Below are 16,033 nucleotides of genomic sequence, written 5' to 3'. Positions count from 1 at the left end.
GTCACAGCGGTACGCGCAGGGCGCCGTCGATGCGTTCGGCCGCCTCGGCGGTGCCGGCGCAGCCGCTGCGCACGAGGTGCTCCCGCACCGCGCGGAGCCTGTCGCGCAGCCGCCGCGACTCCATCCCCCGGGCCTGTTCGGCCATCTGCACCGCGAGGGCCACCGCCCGGTCGGCGTTGCCCTGGCGCAGTTCGACGGTGCTCAGCAGGGCCAGCCGGTGCACCCGGCCCCGGTCGTGCGCGGGGGTGTCCACGGCGGCCGCGGCGTGCTCCCCGGCCGCCGCCAGCTCGCCGAGGCTCAGCAGCGCCTCCGCCACCTGGACGTTGACCAGGCCGGGCTGGACGTAACCGGTCTCGTCGGGTTCGTGTCCGCGCCGGATGCGTTCGGCGGACTGCTCGGCCCGCCGGATGCGGGACAGCGCGCTCGTGCCGTCACCCAGGTGTGCGTACGCCTTGGCCTGCATCGCGTACAGGTCGGAGGCGAGGGCCGGGGTGATGCGGGTGCCGGCGGCGCGCAGCGCGGCCTCGGCGAAGGCGACGGCCTGCCGGTACTCCCGCGTGAACAGCGACTGGTTGACGAGCAGCGCGATGACGTAGGCGCCGAGCCCCTGGTCCCCGCTGGCCTTCGCCAGCCGGAGCGCCTGGTGGAAGTAGCGCTGGGCGAGTCCGTGCGCGTCGGAGTCGTACGCGCAGATGCCGGCGATCGCGACCAGGCCGCCGGTGGCCCGGTGCAGCTGCCGGCCGGTGGCGTCGGTGCAGCCGCCGCGCAGCAAGGGGGCGGCCTCGCTGTTGAGGAATCCGACGATCCGGGCGCGGGTCGCCACCCCGCCCGCCTTGCGGTACAGCTGCTCGTAGTGGGTGCGGGCGGCGCGCAGCAGGTCGAGGTCGGCGGGGGTGACCCGGTGCCGGCCGCCGCGGGAGACATCGACGTCCTCGGGCGGGTTCTCCCACTCCCACACGGGCATCACGGCGGGCGTGCCGGTGACGGCGGGGGCGTCCCGCAGGTGCGGGCGGCACTGCTGGTCGGAGCGCCACAGCGCGGGGGCCCGTTCGACGAACCCGTGGAGCGAGCCGGTGTGCGGGGCGGCCGGTTCGCCGGGCACGCCGAGACCGATGTCGTCGAGGGTGACCGGGCGGCGCAGCCGGGCGGCGAGCACCTCGCAGATCAGGTCGGGCACCTGGCCACGGGGCCGCTGCCCCTTCAGCCACCGCGCGACGGCGGTGTGCTCGTACCTCAGGGACAGGCCGCGCGCCCGTCCTGCCTGGTTGACGTGGGCGGCCAGCCCGGCGTGCGAGACGCCGGCCTCGTCCAGGATCGCGTCGAGCAGAGTGTTGGGCTGCATGCGGGCCCCCGTTGGCTCGGTGCGGACAGACTAGTGGCCGGCCGCTCACACGGGGTGTGAACGAAGTGCCCGCATCCGCGGTGTGCGCGCGCTGTCGCGGAGCGTGCCCGGCCGGTTGACTGTGTTGCCTCGAAAGAGGCCGGCCGGGCCGCCGGCTCCCCCTCGTACAGTGCGGCGGCCCGTATCCTCGCCGTCCGCCCGGCTGCCTGCCCGACACTCCGTGGCGGGCGGACGGCCCGCCGGCCCTCGGTGTCCCTACCGTGCGCGCAGGCGCGCCCTCTCGTGGAGGTCCGGGGCGGGGCGGCGGATGGTGCGTTCGTCGCTGAGGACCAGCAGGGCCACGTCGTCCTTCGGCGGGTCGACGGAGTGCCGGAGCAGGGCGGTGAGGACCGAGCGCAGGACCGCCCCGGGGGGTGTCGGCCGGCGGGTGCGGGCGACCTCGGTGAGGACGTCCTGGAGCGGGAAGAAGCGGCCCTCGCGGTCGCGGGCCTCCTCGGCCCCGTCCGTGTGCAGCACGAGCGCGTCGCCGGGCAGCAGGCGTCCGCAGGGGAGGGCGGGCAGTTCGGCGGGCAGCGGGAACGGGCCGAGCGGCGGCAGCGGATCGGCACGGGCGAGCGGTTCGGCCCGTGCCCCGGTCAGCCGGTACGGCCAGGGGTGTCCGCAGTTCAGCGCTCGTACCTCCCCGTCCGGGAGGATCTCCAGCAGCAGGACGGTGACGAATTCCTCCGCCACCGCCGGGTCGGACTCGGCGGCGACCCGCTCCCGCAGGTGCCGGGCCATCGCCCGCTCCAGCCGGCGCAGCACACCGGCCAGTTCGGCCTCGTCGTGGGCGGCCTCGCGGAAGCTGCCGAGGACGGCGGCCACGGTCCGCAGGGCACCGGCTCCGTGCCCCCGGACGTCACCGATGAGCGCCCGCACACCGTGCTCGGTGGCGATCACCTCGTACAGGTCGCCGCCGATCCGGGCCTCCCGGTCGGCGGGCAGGTGGACCGCGGCGACGGCCAGCCCGTCGACCCGCGGCGGCGGCGGCCTCAGCAGAGCGTCCTGGGCCGCCTCCGCGACCGCGCGGGCCCGCCGCACTTCGCGCAGCAGTCCGCCCCGCACGTGCATCACGAGGCCGGTGACGACCGTGCACAGCACGGCGCTGCTGACCAGGCGCGCGCCGAGGGCGTCGTCCCGGGCGAGCGGGCAGGTCATCCGGTAGGCGACCGCGGTGGCACCCCAGGCCACGGGCACCGAGAGGGTGAACGCCCGTGAGAGGAACCGGGGCGGCACCCAGCGGGAAGCCCCAGGCTTGAAGCGGATCATGCCGATGGCCCCCCATATAGGCCCGGACAGCGCAGACCGGCCCCGAGAGGCCGGTCCGATTCTGTCGACCATATGGCCTGAACCTGACGTATCACCCCGGATAGTCACTCGAACGAGTGAGGTGACCGGCAAGCCCACACGACCGTGGGGGGCGTGCGCGCACGCGCACGCCCCCCACGGTCGATGACCTGGCGGAACTCAGCCCCGCAGGACCGCTCCGGTACGGTCGCCCGCGACCGCCACCGCCGCCTCGCGGGCCGCCGACGCCTCGTCGACGGTCAGGGTGCGGTCGGTCGCGCGGAAGCGCAGCGCGTACGCCAGCGACTTGCGGCCCTCGCCCAGCTGCTCGGCGTTCTCGTACACGTCGAACAGGCGGATGGACTCCAGCAGCGGACCGGCGCCCTCCCGCAGGGCGGCCTCGACCTCCGCGGCGGGCACGAACGCGTCGACGACCAGCGCGACGTCCTGCGTGGCGACCGGGAAGGTGGAGATGCCCGGTGCCTGCGGGGTGCCCGCGCCGACCCGCTCCACGGTGTCCAGGTCCAGCTCCATCGCGCAGCTGCGCGCGGGCAGGCCCAGGGCCTTCACCACGCGCGGGTGCAGCTCACCGGCGTGGCCGACGACCCGCTCGGCGCCGTCGACGGTGACGGTCAGCTCGGCGCAGCGGCCGGGGTGCCAGGGCCCGTACTGGCCCTTGCGGATGCCCAGTTCGGCACCGGCCTCGCGGGCGACGGTCCGGGCGGCCTCGACCGCGTCGGCCCAGTCGGCCGGGCGGCCCTTGCCCCACCAGCCGGCCTGCTCACGGGCACCGGCCAGCACGACGGCGACGTGCCGGGGCTGGTCGGGCAGCGCGGCGTTCAGCGCGGCGATGTCGTCCTCGCTCGGACGGCGGTCGACGGACAGGTTCGCGGCGGCCCTGCGCTCGTCTCCCGGCAGGAAGACGAGGCCGGTCTCGAACAGCGCGAGGTCGTGCGAACCCCGGCCGTCGTTGCGGCGCAGCGCGCCGAGCAGACCCGGCAGCAGCGTGGTCCGCAGCGCGGGCTCCTCGTCGCTGAGCGGGTTGACGAGCCTGACCACGCGGCGGGCCGGGTCGTCGGCCTCCAGGCTGAGCTGGTCGAAGACCTGCTCGCTGACGAACGGGTAGTTCGGCGCCTCGACGTAACCGGCCCCGGCGAGCGCGCGGCCGACCCGGCGGTGCAGCCGCTGACGGGCGGTCAGGCCCCGGCCGGCCGGCGGCCTGGGCAGCGTGGCGGGCAGGTTCTCGTAGCCCTCCAGCCGGATGACCTCTTCGGCCAGGTCGTTTGCGTCGGTCAGGTCGGGCCGCCAGGACGGCACCGTGACGATCAGCTCGTCCTGCCCGTACACGTCACAGCCCACCTCCTGGAGGCGGCGCACGACGGTCTCCCGGCCGTAGGTCACCCCCGCGACCCTGTCGGGGTGGTCGGCCGCGACGGTGATGGTGTGCGGCGCGCTCGGGGCGACGACCTCGGTGACGCCCGCCTCGGCGGTGCCCCCGGCGAGCAGCACCAGCAGGTCGACGGTGCGCTGCGCGGCAGCGGCGGCGGCCTGCGGGTCCACACCGCGCTCGAAGCGGCGGGACGCCTCGGAGGACAGCTTGTGGCGGCGGGCGGTGCGCGCGATGGTCACCTGGTCGAAGTGGGCGGCCTCGATGACCACGTCACCGGTCGACTTCTCGAGGTCGTCGTGGTCGGCGATCTCCGTGTCGGCCCCGCCCATCACGCCGGCGAGGCCGATGGGGCCGCGCTCGTCGGTGATGACCAGGTCCTCGGCGTGCAGTTTCCGCTCGACGCCGTCGAGGGTGACGATCTTCTCGCCCTCCTCGGCGCGGCGGACGCCGATGGTGCCCTGGACCAGGTTCCGGTCGTAGGCGTGCAGCGGCTGGCCGAGCTCCATCATCACGTAGTTGGTGACGTCGACGGCGAGGGAGATCGGGCGCATGCCGACCTTCTGCAGCCGGCGCTTCAGCCAGATCGGGGAGCGCGCCTCAGGGCTGAGGCCGGTCACCGTGCGGGCGGTGAAGCGGTCGCAGCCGGCCGGGTCGGAGACCTTCACCGGGTAGCCGAAGGCGTTCGGCCCGGGCACGTCGAGCAGGGCCGGGTCGCGCAGCGGCAGGCCGTAGGCGATGGCGGTCTCGCGGGCGACGCCGCGGAGGGACAGGCAGTCGCCGCGGTTGGCGGTGACGGCGATGTCCAGGACCTCGTCGACCAGTTCGAGCAGCTCGATGGCGTCCTTGCCGACCTCGGTCTCCGGCGGCAGCACGATGATGCCGTGGGTGCCGTCGTCACCCATGCCCAGCTCGTCACTGGAGCAGATCATGCCGTGGGACGTCTTGCCGTAGGTCTTGCGGGCGCTGATCGAGAAGCCGCCGGGGAGCGTGGCGCCGGGGAGGACCACGACGACCTTGTCGCCGACGGCGAAGTTGCGGGCGCCGCAGACGATCTCCTGGGGCTCACCGGTGCCGTTGGCCTGTCCGACGTCCACGGTGCAGAAGCGGATCGGCTTCTTGAAGCCCTCCAGCTCCTCGATGGTCAGCACCTGGCCGACGACGAGGGGGCCCTTGAGGTCGGCACCGAGGTGCTCGACGGTCTCGACCTCGAGACCGGCCGAAATGAGCTTGGCCTGTACGTCACGGCCGGTCTCCGTCGCCGGCAGGTCGACGTACTCCCGCAGCCAGGAAAGCGGGATCCGCATCAGATCTCCATCCCGAACGGCCGGGTGAACCGGACGTCACCCTCGACCATGTCTCGCATGTCATCGACGTTGTGGCGGAACATCAGCATCCGCTCGATGCCGAACCCGAAGGCGAAGCCGCTGTACTTCTCGGGGTCGACGCCGCAGGCGGTGAGCACCCGCGGGTTGACCATGCCGCAGCCGCCGAGCTCGATCCAGCCCTCGCTGGAGCAGGTGCGGCAGGGCCGGTCCGGGTTGCCGACGGACGCGCCCTTGCAGACGTAGCAGAGCATGTCCATCTCGGCGCTCGGCTCGGTGAAGGGGAAGAAGTTCGGCCGCAGCCGGGTCTTCATCTCCGCGCCGAACAGCGACTGGACCATGTGGTCCAGGGTGCCCTTGAGGTCCGCCATGGTCAGGCCCTCGTCCACGGCGAGCAGCTCGACCTGGTGGAAGACGGGGGTGTGCGTGGCGTCCAGCTCGTCGGTGCGGTACACGCGGCCGGGGCAGATCACGTAGACCGGCAGCTCGCGGTCGAGCAGGGAACGGACCTGCACGGGCGAGGTGTGGGTGCGCAGCACGACACCGGACTCGGTGCCGCCCTCCGGTCCCTCGACGAAGAAGGTGTCGGCCTCGCCGCGGGCCGGGTGGTCCGGGCCGATGTTCAGGGCGTCGAAGTTGAACCACTCGGTCTCGACCTCGGGGCCCTCGGCGACCTCGTAGCCCATGGCCACGAAGACGTCCTCGATGCGCTCGGAGAGCGTGGTGAGCGGGTGCCGGGCGCCGGCCGGTACGCGGTCGTGGGGCAGCGTGACGTCCACGGCCTCCTCGACCAGGACGCGCGCGTCGCGCTCGGCCTCGAGCTCGGCCTGGCGGGCGGCGAGTCCCTTGTTCACGGCACCGCGCGCCTGGCCGACGCGCTTGCCGGCGTCGGCCTTCGCGTGCGGCGGCAGCGCGCCGATCTCGCGGTTGGCCAGCGCCAGCGGGGAGGTGCCGCCGGTGTGGGCGACCTTCGCCTCCTGGAGCGCGTCGAGGGAGTCCGCGGCGGCGAAGGCGGCGAGCGCCTCGTCCCGCATGCGCTCGATCTCTTCCGGTTTCAACGCCTCGACCTCGACAGGGTCGTACGACTTATTCGGTGCCGACATCTCTTCCCGTGCTTCCGGTTGTCTGGCTGATGGTCCCCGTCATCGACACGTGGACGAATCCCGCGTGTGGTTCGCCTGGTCTTTCGTCCTCGGGACGCAAAGGTGCCAAAAGCCGAGTCTAACGGGGTGGGGGAACGCGAATGCGCCCGTGGGGGCCGTCGGACGTCTCAGGTGAGATACGCCGGTGCCGCCACGGGCAGCGTAAATCGGAACCGGGCGCCGCCGCCGGGGGCGCGTCCGACCGTGATGGTGCCGCCGTGGGCCTCGACGATGCCCTTGACGATGTACAGCCCGAGGCCCGTCCCGCCGCGCTTGCTGCCCCGCCAGAAGCGGGTGAAGACGCGGTTCATGGACTCCTCCGGAATGCCGGGCCCTTCGTCGCTCACCGTGACCGACGTTCCGGCGTCCTCCCGTTCACGGGGGGACGCCGAGGGCGTGATGTCGATGGTGACGGTTCCCTCGCCGTGACGCACGGCATTTTCCAGCAGGTTGCTCAGCACCTGGTCGACCTTGTCGGGGTCGGCCCACAGGTCGGGCAGCGGGTGCTGCACCCGCAGCAGGAACCGGTCGGCCGGCTGCCCGGCGGCCACGTGGGCCTGGATGTGGCGTCCGACGGCGGCACCGATGTCGACGGGCTGGCGGCGCACCTCCAGCCGCCCGGAGTCGATGCGGGATATGTCGAGCAGCTCGGCGATGAGCCGGGTGACGCGGTCGGCGTCGGCGTCGACGGTCTCCAGCATCAGCCGCTTCTGGTCGTCGGTGAACCGCTCCCACTTGGCGAGCAGGGTGGCGGTGAAGCCCTTGACGGAGGTGAGCGGGGAGCGCAGTTCGTGGGCGACGGTGGCGATCAGCTCGGCGTGGCTGCGCTCGGTGCGGCGGCGGGCCTCGGTGTCGCGCAGGGTGACGACGACGCGGCGGACGGGGCCGGTGGGGCGGGTGCGGACGTAGCGGGCGGAGACGAGGACCTCGCGGCCGCCGGGGAGCAGGAGGTTGCGTTCGGGCTGGCGCACCCGGATGGCGAGGCCGCCGTAGGGGTCGGTGAGCTGCCACCAGCGGCGGCCCTCCAGGTCCTCTAACGGCAGCGCCGTCTCCAGCGGGCGGCCGAGGGCCCGCTCGGCGGGGACGGCGGTGATGCGGGCGGCGGCGGCGTTGAAGCAGATCACCCGGCCGTGCTCGTCGGCGACCACGAGTCCGTCGGGCAGCTGGTCGGGGTCGATGCCGAGTTCGGCGAGGTCACCGGGCCGGGGCGCGGGCGGGCGCGCGACCCGCTGTGCTCCCGGTGCGCTGCTCGTGCCGACGCTCATCCCCGTACCCCACCTCTCGGAACTTCCTCGGGGCGCCCCGTGCTCGGGACCGGCCGAGAGCTTGGGGGAGGGTCCCCGAGCTGGTCAGCCTACTAGCTGTCGGTGACGGAGCGGCACCCTCCGACGGCGCGCTGTGCACGCGCCGACGCGTAGAGACATACGGCGGCGGCGGTGGCGAGGTTCAGGCTTTCGGCTTTTCCGTGGATCGGGACGCGCACGACGGCGTCGGTGAGGGCGCGGGTCTCCTCGGGCAGGCCCCATGCCTCGTTGCCGAAGACCCAGGCGGTGGGGCCGCCCATGGTGCCCTTGTCGAGCTCGTCGTCGAGGTCCCGGTCGCCGGCTCCGTCGGCCGCGAGCAGCCGTACGCCGGCGTCCCGCAGGCCGGTCACGGCCTGTTCGACGGGGACGCCGACGGCGACGGGCAGGTGGAACAGGGAACCGACGGAGGCGCGTACCGCTTTGGGGTTGTAGAGGTCCACGGAGGCGTCGGTGAGGACGACGGCTTCGGCTCCCGCGGCGTCGGCGCAGCGCAGCACGGTGCCGGCGTTGCCGGGGTCGCGCACGTGGGCGAGGACGGCGACGAGGCGGGGCCGGGCGGCGAGGATCTCCGCGAACGGCGTGTCCAGGAACCGGCACACTCCGACGAGCCCCTGCGGGGTGACGGTGGTGGAGATGTCGGCGATGACGTCCTCGGAGGCGAGGTGCACCCGGGCCCCGGCGTCGCGGGCCGCGCCGATGATGTCGGCGTAGCGCTCGGCCGCCTCGACGGTGGCGAACAGCTCGACGAGCGGGGCGCCGTCCCCGGCTCGGTGCGTGGCGGCCTCCCGCACGGCCTGCGGCCCCTCGGCGAGGAACAGCCGTTCCTTCCCCCGGAAGTTCCGCTTGGCGAGCCGCCGGGCGGCGGCGACGCGGGAGGAGCGGGGGGAGATCAGCTCAGGGCTGACGGGGGCCATGGTCGTGTTCACCTTCGGGGGAATCGCGGTGTGCGGTGCGGGGCGGTGGCGGCAGGGGGGGTCCCGGCGTGGGCGTGGTGCCGCTGTCGGGCCGCACCGCGGCACCCCGGGGGCGCGGGGAACCGCACGACCGGCCACGAAGGGCCCGCAGCCGGAGAACCCGCCGCCGAACGGCAACAGCAGGACCCGCAAGCCCTGGAGCCTGCGGGTCCTGAATTCACGTCGGCTTCGAGCCAACGCAGTGCTTCACGCCGCCTTGGGGGCGTTCACGTCCGCCGGCAGCGCCTTCTGCGCGACCTCGACGAGCGCCGCGAAGGCGGTGGCGTCGTTGACGGCCAGCTCGGCCAGGATCTTGCGGTCGACCTCGACGTTCGCGGCCTTCAGACCCTGGATGAAGCGGTTGTACGTGATGCCGTTGGCGCGGGCAGCGGCGTTGATGCGCTGGATCCACAGCTGGCGGAAGTCACCCTTGCGCTTCTTGCGGTCGTTGTAGTTGTAGACCAGCGAGTGGGTGACCTGCTCCTTGGCCTTGCGGTACAGGCGCGAACGCTGACCGCGGTAGCCGGAGGCCTGCTCGAGGATCGCCCGGCGCTTCTTGTGGGCGTTGACTGCCCGCTTGACGCGTGCCACTTGTTTAACTCCTTGTAGCGGGGCCGTGGTTGTCGCCACACGGCCCGGAAACGATTGGGTCCCGGTGTCGGTGGATCAGGCGCTGGGCGCCCGACCTCACTTGCCGAGAAGCTTCTTGATCTTCGCGGCGTCGCCCGGGGCCATCTCGGCGTTGCCGGTGAGGCGACGCGTCACGCGGGACGACTTGTGCTCGAGCAGGTGGCGCTTGCCGGCGCGCTCGCGGAGCACCTTGCCGGAGCCGGTGATCTTGAAGCGCTTGCTGGCACCGCTGTGCGACTTGTTCTTCGGCATAGCGCCGTTCTCTCCTCGTCGGTGGCGCTCCGGTGCCCGGTCACGAAAACCGGGCACGGTTGGAGCGTCGTACTTGTTTCGGTTGCTTCCTGGGGCTCGCGCCCCGGGGAGTCACGCGTCGGCAGGCTCCTCGGCCGCCGGGGCGGCCTCGGTCTGCGCATCGGCCTCGGTCTCCGCGGCGTTCTGCGACTTGCCGGGGTTGGCCTTGGCGTCCGCCTTGCGGGCTTCCTGCGCCTGGCGGGCCTCGGCCATCGCCTCGGTCTTCTTCTTGTGCGGACCGAGGACCATGATCATGTTGCGGCCGTCCTGCTTCGGGTTCGACTCCACGAACCCGAGGTCGGCCACGTCCTCCGCGAGGCGCTGCAGCAGTCGGTAGCCGAGCTCCGGCCGGGACTGCTCGCGACCGCGGAACATGATCGTGATCTTGACCTTGTCGCCCTGCTTGAGGAACCGGACGACGTGACCCTTCTTGGTGTCGTAGTCGTGCGGGTCGATCTTCGGCCGGAGCTTCATCTCCTTGATGACCGTGTGCGCCTGGTTCTTGCGCGCCTCACGGGCCTTCATGGCCGACTCGTACTTGAACTTCCCGTAGTCCATGAGCTTGCACACGGGCGGACGGGCGTTCGCCGCGACCTCGACGAGGTCGAGGTCGTACTCCTGCGCAAGCTCCAGGGCCTTGGCAAGCGGAACAATCCCGACCTGCTCGCCGCTGGGACCGACAAGTCGCACCTCGGGAACGCGAATCCGGTCGTTGATGCGGGGCTCGGCGCTGATGGATCCTCCTCGGTAGCACCACGCGACGGTCTGGCGGACAGCCGCGTAACGTCTGTGTTCGTTGGACCTGACCGCGCCGGAGCAAGCAAAACGCCCCGGACGATCACGGGCGGGGCTCCTGGAACTACCGGAACACCGCCACGGGGACCGCGGGGCGCGTCATCGGGCGGATCCCCCGCCTCGGGGACGGGACCGCCTGACCGGTGACCCGCCACCCTGAGGGCGACAGGTGGGAGTTCGGAGCCTCCACTTGTGGGCCGGACTCGCGAGCCGCGAGGCATACGGGTCCGACCGGTCGTTACACAAGGTTAGCAGCTCCCGGTGGGGTGCACCAACCGGCCGGCTCCCGCCTCCTGGCGTCAGGGGCGCCTCCGGCTGCGCCTATCGTGTGGGGCATGAGTGAGACCTCCCCCTCGGACACCCCCGAGACCCCCGGCAACCCCGACTTCGACGCCATGGCCCGCGACATCGCCGAGGTCCCGGCGGTCGAGGTGATCGTGACGGTCGCCGTCAACCTGATGAGCGCCGCCGCCGTGAAGCTCGGTCTGACCGAGGAGGGCGACACGTTCAAGGACCTGGACGAGGCGCGCAAGCTGGTGCACGCGCTCGCCGGTCTGCTGGACGCCTCGGCGACCGAGATCAGCTCCTTCCACGCGGCCCCGCTGCGCGACGGCCTGAAGTCGCTCCAGCTGGCCTTCCGCGAGGCCTCGCTGGTGGCGGACGAGCCGGGCAAGGGGCCGGGCGAGAAGTACACGGGCGCGGTCTACGGCTGACCCGCCGCGGGACGTCCGGGGGACGTCTCAGGGACGTACGTACAGGGGCTCGCCCGGCGGCGTCGCCTCGGCCGGCAGGACTGCCAGGTCGAGGCCGCGCACCAGGCGGGCCCTCAGTGTCTCGTCGGCGGCGAGCCGCTGGGCGACGGCACGGGCCGCCTCGGCGGCGGGGACGGCCGGGTCGAGGACGAGGGCGAGGGTGCCGTCGGCCGGTCCGGGCCCGAGGTGGGCGCGCAGCACGGCGGGTTCCGCGGCCACGGCGGTCCGTACGGCGTCGACGACGGCCGGATCGGTGAGCGGATCGGTGCTGGTGCGGCCCTCGGCGAGCGCGAGCAGTGCGGGGCCGGTCAGTTCGAAGGGCACCGGTCCCGACATGTCCAGGAGCAGGGTGTCCGCCTTCTCGTGCGCGGCCGCCTGCAGCGCCTGGTGCAGCGGTACGGCGACGGGGCGGGCCGCCGGGTCCCAGCGGGCGAGCGACTCGGTGGACGTGAAGGCGGGCAGTGCGGTGCGGCCGCCGGCCTTGAGGGTGGGCACGGCCATGTCGCTGGTCTTCTCGCGCCGCAGCCCGTTCTCGTCCTCCTCGACCTCGCCGAGCAGGGCGACGACGGGGACGAGGAGCCGCGCGCCCTTGAGCGCCTGGAGGACGGGGCCGACGGCGTTGCCGTCCTCGGCCCAGGCGGCGAGGGCGGCGCTCAGCCGGGGGTCGGCGGTGCCGTCGTCGTCGCGGAACGGGGAGTCGGGGATGTTCTTGTTCGCCACGGACACCCAGCCTATCGGCGAACCGTGACAGGCTCGGACGCGGCTTGGGGTTCGGTGGAGGGAGACGGCGGTGGCGGACGGGTCGCGGGTGTCCGTGGCGGTGCTGGACGTGGACTCCGGTGAGACCGTCTCGTACGGCGACGGGGTGTTCGTCACGGCCAGCGTCGTGAAGCTCGACCTCCTGGCGGCGGTGCTGCTGCGGGCCCAGGACGCGGGACGGGAACTCGGCCGGGCGGAGCGGTCGTGCGCGGCGGCGATGATCGTGCGCAGCGACAACGACGCGGCGTCGGCCCTGTGGGACGACCTCGGGCGGGCGGCGGGGCTCGACGCCGCCAACGCCCGGCTGGGGCTGACGGAGACCGAGGGCGGCGACGGCCCGCTGTGGGGCCTGACCCGGACCACGGCCGTGGACCGGCTGGTGCTGCTGCGGCAGGTGTTCGGCGCGGACTCGGTGCTGGGCGCGGCCTCGCGGGCGTATGCGCGGGACCTGATGGGGCGGGTCGTCCCGGAACAGGCGTGGGGCGTGCCGTCCTTGGCGGACGCCGGCACCGGGTGGGGCGTGAAGAACGGCTGGCTGCCGCGTGACGCCACGGGCCTGTGGGTGGTGAACAGCGTCGGCCGCGTCACGGCCGGCGGGCGCGCGTACCTGGTGGCGGCACTCTCCGACGGCAACGCGACGAAGGAGCGGGGCGTGGCCCGGATGGAGGAGGCGGTGCGGACGGCCGTCGCCGCGGCGGAGGGCCCCGGCCCCCGTGCCGCGGGGGCCGGGCGCCCCCCGCGCCCGGGGCACTGAACCCTCCCTGTCGGCCCGCCGGCTCGGAACGCACGGCGACGACGGGTCCCGTCACTCCGCACGGAGGGGTGCGGGCGGCCACCCCCGCACGCCCGCGGCACCGGACCGGTCCGCCGGCTCGGGCTGTGCGGCGGTCACGGGGCCTGTCGCTCCGGGCGGCGGCCGCGCCACAGGACGACCGTGGCGACCAGCAGGACGCCACCGGCGCCGCCCGCCAGGGGGGCCGCCCAGTCGGCGGTGCCGTCGTCGGGGTCGTCGGTGTCCGGGCCGGGGCCGAAGTACTTCTCGCCGTAGGCGGCCGACCGCAGGCCGTCCGGCTCCAGACGGGCCGCTGCCTCGATCGCGGCGGCCGGGTCGACGAAGCCGAAACCGCGGGAGTCGTCGCGGCCGCCGTCGGGGGCGTTGCGGGCGGTGTCCGCCAGCAGACGCTTGATCTGGGCCGGGGCCAGGCCCGGGTGGGCCGCCTCGACCAGGGCGACGGCGCCGGAGACGAACGCGGCGGCGGCGCTGGTGCCCCAGCCCTCGTAGTACTTGTGATCGGGGTCGGCGATGATCACGTCGACCCCGGGGGCGCTGACCGTCGCGTACCAGCGCCGGGTGGAGAACGGGGCGCGGGTGCCGTAGCGGTCGACCGCGGTCACGGCGATGACGCCGGGGTAGGCGGCCGGGTAGGAGATGCGGTCGCCCTTCTCGCCGCCGTTCCCGGCGGAGGCGACCACGACCACGCCCTTGCGCAGGGCGTACTGGATGGCCTCGTCCTCGCCGGGTTCGGGGTGGGCAGAGGCGGAGTCGTCGCCGAGGGAGAGGTTGATGATGTCGGCGCCGTTGTCGGCGGCCCAGCGGATGCCTTCGGCGAGGGCGTTGCCGCGGGTGCTGCGGGCCTTGGCGCGGGCCGGGTCGCCGTCCTCCAGGATCACCCGGACGGGGAGGATCCTCGCCTCGGGCGCGACGCCCATGACGCCCTCGGCGTTGCCGGGTCCGTGGCCGTGACCGGCGATGATGCCGGCCATGGCGGTGCCGTGGCGGGCCCAGGCGCGGTCGCCCTCGCGCGCCCCGAAGCCGACGAGGTCCTTGCCCGGGAGCACGTTGCCGTCGAGGTCGGGATGGTCGGTCTCGACGCCGGTGTCCAGGACGGCGACGGTGACGCCCGCGCCCTTGGTGGTCTGCCACGCCTGCTCGGTGCGCATGGCCTCCAGGCCCCACTGCCGGGCCCGGATGCCGTCGGCGTGCGCGGGGGTGGCGGGCAGGAGGACGAGCGTCGCGGCGAGGAGGGCGCCGAGGGCCGCAGCGGGCCGTCTGCCGGGAAGGGGGCTCATGACGGCCGCTCCGTCGCGGTGCCCGCCTTCTTGCGCAGCCCGCGCTCGATGCGGTCGGCGAGTCCCTGCGCCTCGTGGCCGAGGCCCGCCTGGGCGGGGCCGGTGCCGGCCCCGGACTCCATGGCGTCCCCGGCGGGCTGCGGGGGGTCGACGGTCCGGCCGTCGGCCCAGCCGGTGACGGCGTAGACGACGACGGGGGCGTCGGTGAGGACGGAGATCGCCCAGGAGGCACGCTGTCCGGGGCCGAAGCCCGCCGCGGCGGTGCCCTTCGCGGCGTACGGCAGGGGCATCAGATCGGTGCGGCGGTCCAGGCGTTCGGTGTCGAAGCGGCGGGCGAGGGCGCTCATGCCGGCGGCGTCGGCCTCGGTGAACAGCAGGCCGACGGTGGTGACATGGCTCTGGGTGGCGTCGGTGTAGGTGGCGCGCAGCAGGCGGGCGCAGCCGACGGGGTCGAGGACCTTGCGCAACAGGGGGTCGAAGGCGCCCTTGCAGCCGCTGTCGGGTGCCACGGCGATGCGCGTCCAGGTGCGGTCGGCGTTGCCGGGGCCGGCGCCCTTGCCCTGGAGGGCGGGCGGGAACAGCTGGTCGACGGGCACGTTGTGCCAGAGGGCGCCGGCGGCGGTGAAGCCGTTCCGGGCGGCGGGCCCCTCGGAGCCGTCCGCGAGCCAACCGCCGGTGGCGGCACCGGTGATGAGCCCCGCCCCGAGGACGAGGCAGGCCGCCGCGGCCACGGTCTGTGACCGGCTGCGGCGTCCGAGCGGCCGTGGCCGCGCATGCTCGTCGTATCCCTCCGGCTCGCCGAACGACACGACGGTGGCCCGTCCGGGCCCGGGCGCACCGCCCGGCGCCATGGGCGCGCTCCAGGACAGCGCGGGGTCCGGGGCGCCGCCGCGGCGCGGCTCGCCGGGGCCGGCGGCTGGGGCGGCACCGCGTGGTCCGCCGTGGTCCGGTCGCGGACCGGGCGGTGCCGGGGGTGTCGGGCCCGGCCGGCCGGTGGGATGCGCGGGGACGGGGCGCAGGCGGGTGGTGGTCTCCGACGCGGTCTCCGCGGGAGCGCCGGCGCCTCGCGCGGCGGGCCGGTGGGTGGGCTGCGGCGGTACGCCGGGCGGGGCGTCCGGGGAGCGGGGCGGTACAGCGGGTGGGGCGTCCGGGGAGCGCAGGCCGCGGCCGACGGTCGGCGGGGCGTCGGGGAACCGGGCGGAGGCACGCGGCGGCGGGGGCCCCACGGGGTCCTGCGCGCCGGCTCCGAAGCCTCGCGGGCCCCGCCGGGACGCGTCGGAAGCGGGTGCCCGACGGCCGGTGGCCGCGTCGTCGGTACGACGATCGCCGTGCGCGGGCGCCGCGTCGAGGCCCCCAGGGCGTCCCTGCGGACCGGTGCCGGACGCGTCGCCGGTGGACGAGTCCGCCGCAACACCCGGCCCGCCGGACGCACTTGGGGTTCGGGCCGCAGTGGGTCCACCCGCCCTGGTGCCGCCCGGCCCACGCGGGGCCCGGTGCGGAGCGGTCGCGGGGGTGGTGCCGTCGTGCCCGTCCGGTCCGGTGCCGGAGGACGGCGGGGGTGTCGGCCCGGTGCCGGTCCGCTCGCCGGGGCCGGCGGTGCCGCCCCGGGGGGCGGGTGCCGGTACGCCGGGGGGTGTGCCGGCGTCGTGGGCCGGCTCGCGGGTGTCGAAGGCTCCCGGGCCGCCGGAGGTCCTGCCCTGTTGGGCCGGGGGATGAGCGGGACGCGGGGGCACGGCGGGGCGCGGAGGGAGGGAGGCGCGGCGCGCTTCCGTGCTCATGCACCCCCCGTTTCCTCGTGCCCGGGCCGTTCCTGCCTGCGCGGGCCGGCGTTCTCGCTGCCAGGGGCCCGGCACGGACTCGTCCCGGGCACAGATACCCGCACGGACGGCGCGTCATCCCGCCCGGACCACCGGGCCCGGCCCCGATCCGCCGTGCGTGCGCGTCACTCTACGGCGTG

The 16,033-nt window shown here is 74.4% G+C and carries 14 protein-coding genes; 2 read left to right on the top strand and 12 right to left on the bottom strand.

What is annotated here, in order from left to right; genetic code table 11:
• Window position 1: 1 nt before the first annotated feature.
• From IE172_RS24495 to infC, 9 genes are all read right to left on the bottom strand, one after another.
• Complete coding sequence (locus tag IE172_RS24495) at window positions 2-1,342, bottom strand: NsdA family TPR-like regulatory protein (protein WP_190099466.1); 1,341 nt, start codon at window positions 1,340-1,342, stop codon at window positions 2-4.
• A 255-nt stretch (window positions 1,343-1,597) separates the two neighbouring features.
• The gene (locus tag IE172_RS24490; protein WP_190099465.1) at window positions 1,598-2,650 is read right to left on the bottom strand and encodes a PP2C family protein-serine/threonine phosphatase; all 1,053 of its coding nucleotides are present in this window, start codon (window positions 2,648-2,650) and stop codon (window positions 1,598-1,600) included.
• 198 nt (window positions 2,651-2,848) lie between these two features.
• Window positions 2,849-5,362, bottom strand: coding sequence for a phenylalanine--tRNA ligase subunit beta (pheT, locus tag IE172_RS24485; RefSeq protein ID WP_190099464.1), 2,514 nt, complete (start codon window positions 5,360-5,362; stop codon window positions 2,849-2,851).
• Window positions 5,362-6,483, bottom strand: a complete 1,122-nt coding sequence (gene pheS, locus IE172_RS24480; RefSeq protein WP_190099463.1) for a phenylalanine--tRNA ligase subunit alpha — start codon at window positions 6,481-6,483, stop codon at window positions 5,362-5,364. The genes pheT and pheS overlap by 1 nt, the downstream gene beginning before the upstream one ends.
• Before the next feature lie 167 nt (window positions 6,484-6,650).
• Window positions 6,651-7,787, bottom strand: a complete 1,137-nt coding sequence (locus tag IE172_RS24475; RefSeq protein ID WP_190099462.1) for a sensor histidine kinase — start codon at window positions 7,785-7,787, stop codon at window positions 6,651-6,653.
• Window positions 7,788-7,879: 92 nt separating this feature from the next.
• Window positions 7,880-8,740: a TrmH family RNA methyltransferase gene (locus IE172_RS24470; protein WP_190099461.1), complete on the bottom strand. Its 861-nt coding sequence runs from the start codon at window positions 8,738-8,740 to the stop codon at window positions 7,880-7,882.
• 246 nt (window positions 8,741-8,986) lie between these two features.
• A complete protein-coding gene (gene rplT / locus IE172_RS24465) occupies window positions 8,987-9,370 on the bottom strand; it encodes a 50S ribosomal protein L20 (RefSeq protein WP_004933571.1) in 384 nt (127 codons plus the stop codon).
• 96 nt (window positions 9,371-9,466) lie between these two features.
• Window positions 9,467-9,661 (bottom strand): 50S ribosomal protein L35, encoded by a 195-nt coding sequence (gene rpmI / locus IE172_RS24460; protein WP_003977225.1) that lies wholly within the window; start codon window positions 9,659-9,661, stop codon window positions 9,467-9,469.
• 111 nt (window positions 9,662-9,772) lie between these two features.
• Window positions 9,773-10,435 carry a translation initiation factor IF-3 gene (infC, locus tag IE172_RS24455; protein WP_190099496.1) on the bottom strand — a complete coding sequence of 221 codons (663 nt, stop codon included), beginning with the start codon at window positions 10,433-10,435 and terminating at the stop codon, window positions 9,773-9,775.
• Window positions 10,436-10,830: 395 nt separating this feature from the next.
• Here infC and IE172_RS24450 point away from each other — a divergent pair, with 395 nt between their 5' ends.
• Window positions 10,831-11,208 carry a DUF1844 domain-containing protein gene (locus IE172_RS24450; RefSeq protein ID WP_190099460.1) on the top strand — a complete coding sequence of 126 codons (378 nt, stop codon included), beginning with the start codon at window positions 10,831-10,833 and terminating at the stop codon, window positions 11,206-11,208.
• A gap of 27 nt (window positions 11,209-11,235) precedes the next feature.
• Here IE172_RS24450 and IE172_RS24445 read toward each other — a convergent pair whose 3' ends face one another.
• On the bottom strand, window positions 11,236-11,967 hold the full coding sequence (locus tag IE172_RS24445) for an SseB family protein (RefSeq protein WP_190099459.1): 732 nt from the start codon (window positions 11,965-11,967) through the stop codon (window positions 11,236-11,238).
• A gap of 70 nt (window positions 11,968-12,037) precedes the next feature.
• Between IE172_RS24445 and IE172_RS24440 the strand changes: the two genes are divergently transcribed.
• A complete protein-coding gene (locus tag IE172_RS24440; protein WP_190099458.1) occupies window positions 12,038-12,760 on the top strand; it encodes a serine hydrolase in 723 nt (240 codons plus the stop codon).
• A 134-nt stretch (window positions 12,761-12,894) separates the two neighbouring features.
• On the opposite strand, the gene mycP is transcribed toward IE172_RS24440, so the two are convergent.
• Both mycP and IE172_RS24430 read right to left on the bottom strand, forming a co-directional pair.
• Complete coding sequence (gene mycP, locus IE172_RS24435) at window positions 12,895-14,076, bottom strand: type VII secretion-associated serine protease mycosin (protein ID WP_190099457.1); 1,182 nt, start codon at window positions 14,074-14,076, stop codon at window positions 12,895-12,897.
• Window positions 14,073-14,927 (bottom strand): hypothetical protein, encoded by an 855-nt coding sequence (locus IE172_RS24430; RefSeq protein WP_229886321.1) that lies wholly within the window; start codon window positions 14,925-14,927, stop codon window positions 14,073-14,075. Before IE172_RS24430 ends, mycP begins: the two co-directional genes overlap by 4 nt.
• Between the last annotated feature and the right edge of the window lie 1,106 nt (window positions 14,928-16,033).

It is taken from the genome of Streptomyces griseoflavus, assembly GCF_014649995.1.
In the GTDB taxonomy this organism is placed as follows: domain Bacteria; phylum Actinomycetota; class Actinomycetes; order Streptomycetales; family Streptomycetaceae; genus Streptomyces; species Streptomyces griseoflavus.
Note: the sequence above shows the minus strand (reverse complement) of the source record. Positions and strands in the feature narration are given on the sequence as shown.

Excerpts from the sequence above, each read along its gene's own strand:
- IE172_RS24490 (WP_190099465.1), bottom strand. The coding sequence starts at position 2,650 with ATGATCCGCTTCAAGCCTGGGGCTTCCCGCTGGGTGCCGCCCCGGTTC.
- IE172_RS24430 (WP_229886321.1), bottom strand. The coding sequence starts at position 14,927 with ATGGCGCCGGGCGGTGCGCCCGGGCCCGGACGGGCCACCGTCGTGTCG.
- pheS (WP_190099463.1), bottom strand. The coding sequence starts at position 6,483 with ATGTCGGCACCGAATAAGTCGTACGACCCTGTCGAGGTCGAGGCGTTG.
- IE172_RS24470 (WP_190099461.1), bottom strand. The coding sequence starts at position 8,740 with ATGGCCCCCGTCAGCCCTGAGCTGATCTCCCCCCGCTCCTCCCGCGTC.
- IE172_RS24450 (WP_190099460.1), top strand. The coding sequence starts at position 10,831 with ATGAGTGAGACCTCCCCCTCGGACACCCCCGAGACCCCCGGCAACCCC.
- mycP (WP_190099457.1), bottom strand. The coding sequence starts at position 14,076 with ATGAGCCCCCTTCCCGGCAGACGGCCCGCTGCGGCCCTCGGCGCCCTC.
- IE172_RS24475 (WP_190099462.1), bottom strand. The coding sequence starts at position 7,787 with ATGAGCGTCGGCACGAGCAGCGCACCGGGAGCACAGCGGGTCGCGCGC.
- rpmI (WP_003977225.1), bottom strand. The coding sequence starts at position 9,661 with ATGCCGAAGAACAAGTCGCACAGCGGTGCCAGCAAGCGCTTCAAGATC.
- pheT (WP_190099464.1), bottom strand. The coding sequence starts at position 5,362 with ATGCGGATCCCGCTTTCCTGGCTGCGGGAGTACGTCGACCTGCCGGCG.
- IE172_RS24495 (WP_190099466.1), bottom strand. The coding sequence starts at position 1,342 with ATGCAGCCCAACACTCTGCTCGACGCGATCCTGGACGAGGCCGGCGTC.